Annotated in this window: 5 protein-coding genes; 3 read left to right on the top strand and 2 right to left on the bottom strand. The window is 73.2% G+C overall.

The window, feature by feature from the left end; genetic code table 11:
- Positions 1-373 (top strand): hypothetical protein (locus OZN99_RS27965; protein WP_270938498.1); only part of this gene is annotated, 373 nt, incomplete at its 5' end.
- Here OZN99_RS27965 and OZN99_RS27960 read toward each other — a convergent pair.
- Positions 346-921 carry an HNH endonuclease gene (locus OZN99_RS27960; protein ID WP_270938497.1) on the bottom strand — a complete coding sequence of 192 codons (576 nt, stop codon included), beginning with the start codon at positions 919-921 and terminating at the stop codon, positions 346-348. The two genes, OZN99_RS27965 and OZN99_RS27960, sit on opposite strands and share 28 nt — an antisense overlap.
- Before the next feature lie 188 nt (positions 922-1,109).
- Positions 1,110-1,775, bottom strand: a complete 666-nt coding sequence (locus OZN99_RS27955) for an alpha/beta hydrolase (RefSeq protein ID WP_270938496.1) — start codon at positions 1,773-1,775, stop codon at positions 1,110-1,112.
- Between the two features lie 35 nt (positions 1,776-1,810).
- On the opposite strand from OZN99_RS27955, the gene gluQRS reads away from it, so the two are divergent.
- Positions 1,811-2,665 (top strand): tRNA glutamyl-Q(34) synthetase GluQRS, encoded by an 855-nt coding sequence (gluQRS, locus tag OZN99_RS27950; protein WP_270938495.1) that lies wholly within the window; start codon positions 1,811-1,813, stop codon positions 2,663-2,665.
- 215 nt (positions 2,666-2,880) lie between these two features.
- Positions 2,881-3,183, top strand: a complete 303-nt coding sequence (locus OZN99_RS27945) for a hypothetical protein (protein WP_270938494.1) — start codon at positions 2,881-2,883, stop codon at positions 3,181-3,183.
- The last annotated feature ends 185 nt before the right edge of the window (positions 3,184-3,368 follow it).

Here is a 3,368-nt window from a genome sequence, read left to right as displayed (position 1 = left end):
GGTGGCGGCGGGCCTGGCGGCCGCGCTGCGCCGCGCCCCGGGCGAGGCAGCGACGCGGCTGCTGCTGCTCCATGGCGATGCGGATGCCGAGGAGGACGCAGACTGCGCCGCGCTGGCGCGTGGGCTGGGCGTGCCAGGTCAGGGCTTCGCGCGGGTGGTGCTGCCGGGCGCCGGATTCGGCTGGGACCTCGACGGCGCCTCCGGCCGTGGCCACACCATGCTGCCCGACCCGGCCCGACCGGAGCGGCGCCGGCGTGCCGTGCCGGACCCGCAGCGCGCGCTGATCGCGCTGGACCGCATCCTGTATTTCCTGATGGACGCGCTGGGCGACGTGGCGGCGCCGGCTCAGCTTTCCAGCTCGGAATCCCAGTAGAGGTAGTCGCGCCAGCTCTCGTGCAGGTAGTTCGGCGGGAAGCTGCGGCCGTTCTCCTGCAGCTCCCAGCTGGTGGGCTGGCGGGCCGGCTGGCGCGGATGCATGTGGCACTCGCGCGGCAGGCGGTTGCCCTTGCGCAGGTTGCACGGCCCGCAGGCCGTGACGACGTTGTCCCAGGTGGTGCGGCCGCCGCGACTGCGTGGGATCACATGGTCGAAGGTGAGATCCTGCGTCGGCTTGGCGCCGCCGCAGTACTGGCAGGCGAAGCTGTCGCGCAGGAACACGTTGAAGCGCGTGAAGGCCGGGCGGCGCGCGGCGGGGATGTATTCCTTCAGCGCGATGACGCTGGGCAGCTTCATGCGCAGGGATGGCGAGTGGACCACCGCCTCGTATTCCGACAGCACCGAGACGCGGTCGAGGAACACCGCCTTCACCGCGTCCTGCCAGGACCAGACGGAGAGCGGGAAGTAGGACAGCGGTCGGAAGTCCGCGTTCAGGACGAGCGCGGGGAAGGACCGGTCTCCGACGAAGGCTCCGCCATCGGGCAAGCGCCACTCCTCGTTCCGAGCGGCGGTGCCAACACCTGGGACGCAAGCCCTGGCCTATAGAACGTCAGGCAGGCCCCAGATCCTGTGGCATCGCCGCGTTACCGCTTCCTTCATGCCAGCGGCGGCGATGCGGCGCAACACGCGCCGCGACGCCGCGCGGCGGGTCGGGCGGAGATGTCATCGCGCCGTCACGCCGCCTCGCCGGCCAGGCACCGTTGCAGCGTCAACGCGCCAAGCGCCAATCCGGCGTCATCCAATCCATGCGCAAGGCCCGGTCGCCATGCCGACTCGACCGGCACGCCGAGCTCCACCAGGACGCGCTCGGCCTCGCGGCTGCCGTCCACGGGCACCACGTCGTCGGCCTCGCCATGCACCAGCAGCACCGGCGGCCGGCCGCGCAGTTCGGCGGGCAGCAACTCGGCGCCGATCAGCCGGCCGGCATAGGCCAGGATGGCGGCGGGCGGCGGGCTGCGGCGGAGGCCGGTGAAGAGCGCGGTCATGGCGCCCTGGCTGAAGCCCATCAGCGCCACGTCTGAGGCGGCGAGCCCGAGCCGCGCCGTCTCCGCGTCCAGGAACGCGGCGAGGTGGTCGGCCGCGACGCGCGCCCCGGCCAGCATCCGCGCCGGGGTCCGGTCCTGCACGCTGAACCACTGGCGGCCGTACGGCGCGATGTCGCAGGGCTCGGGCGCGTGCGGGGCGACGAAGAGCGCCTCGGGCACGGCCCGGCCCCAGCCCGGGGCGAGGTCGATCAGGTCGAAGCCGTCGGCGCCGAGGCCGTGCAGCAGCAGTACCAGCTTGCGCGGCGCGCCGCCCTCCGCCGGTCCCCAGCGCGGCCCGTCGAGACCTTCCGCCATGGCCTTGTCCGCCCTTCCTCGCTACGGCTGGGTAGATGGCCGCGGTTCCGCCCCTCGTCACCCGCTTTGCGCCGAGCCCGACGGGATTCCTGCATCTCGGCCACGCCCATTCGGCGCTGGCGGGCTGGCGGCGGGCGCGGGCGGCGGGCGGGCGCTTCCTGTTGCGGCTCGAGGACATCGACCCCGGCCGCTGCCGGCCCGACTTCGCCGACGCCATCCAGGAGGACCTGGCCTGGCTCGGCCTGGACTGGGACGGTCCGGTGCGCGTGCAGTCGGCGCACCTGGCCGAGTATCGCGCGGCGCTGGAGGCGCTGACGGCGCAGGGGCTGCTCTATCCGTGCTTCTGCACGCGGGCGGAGATCGCGCGGGAGGTCGCGGCGGCCGCATCCGCGCCGCATGGCCCGGACGGTCCGCTCTATCCCGGGATCTGCCGGCGACTGTCGGATGACGAACGACAGGCGCGGCTGGCGGCCGGGGAGGCGCATGCGCTGCGGCTGGACATGGCGCGCGCGCTGGCGCGGGTGCCGCCGCTGTCCTTCGCGGAGGAGGGGGAGGGACGGATCGGCTGCGACCCCGCGCGGTTCGGCGACGCGGTGCTGGCGCGCAAGGACGCGCCGGCGAGCTACCACCTCTGCGTCACGCATGACGACGCGCTGCAGGGCGTGACGCTGGTCACGCGCGGGGTGGACCTGAAGCCGGCGACCGACCTGCACCGGCTGCTGCAGGCGCTGATGGGCTGGCCGGAGCCGGCCTATGCGCATCACCCGCTGCTGACGGATGCGGCGGGGCGGCGGCTGGCGAAGCGCGACCGCGCCGCGACGCTGCGCGACCTGCGCGCGTCCGGCGCCAGCCCGGCGGCGGTGCGGGCGATGGCGGGATGGCCGGATTGAAGGACGGGCGAAAGCCCGGTTCGGGACACCGATCGCAGCCGGCGTTCGACGCCACCGGGATCGCGGACGATCTCGCGGCTGGCTGGAAGAGGCGATGTCAGCCCACCTCGGCCGCTCCGGATGAGGTGTTCCGATGATGTTTGACGGGCTGGAATCGCCAGGCGCAGTGTCGCCGGATCGGCGTCGAGCGACGCGGACATGCGACGGAGCTGGCCATGATTGTTGCAATCGTCCAGTTCAACCTGCCCAGCGGCATGACACTGGCCGACGCCACGGACACGATCTTCGCGCCGTCCGTCGACAAGTACCGCACCATGCCCGGGCTGATCCGGAAGAACTACCTGTTCGGACACGGCAAAGGGGGCGGCGTCTATCTGTGGGATTCGAGCGAATCCGCCGATCGCGCGTATTCCACGGAGTGGCGGACGATGATGGCCGACCGCTTCGGCGCGGAGCCGACCGTCACGTATTTCGAGAGCCCGATCGAAGTCGAGAACGCGGAACCGCCGCGTCACTGAACGCGCCGCCCCGCCGCGCTCTGCCCTATGTCGCGCGCACCGTCAGCCTGAGCGGTCCGGCCGCCGTGCCGTTCGACGGCGCGACCAGTTCGAGCCGCACGCGCCCGGCCGTCGCGGTCGCCGCCAGCAGCGGCAGCGCCACGCCGCGCGGGGTGAGCGCCGGATGCTCGCCGGCCAGCAGCGCG

It is taken from the genome of Falsiroseomonas oryzae, from assembly GCF_027856955.1.
GTDB lineage: Bacteria > Pseudomonadota > Alphaproteobacteria > Acetobacterales > Acetobacteraceae > Falsiroseomonas > Falsiroseomonas oryzae.
Note: the sequence above shows the minus strand (reverse complement) of the source record. Positions and strands in the feature narration are given on the sequence as shown.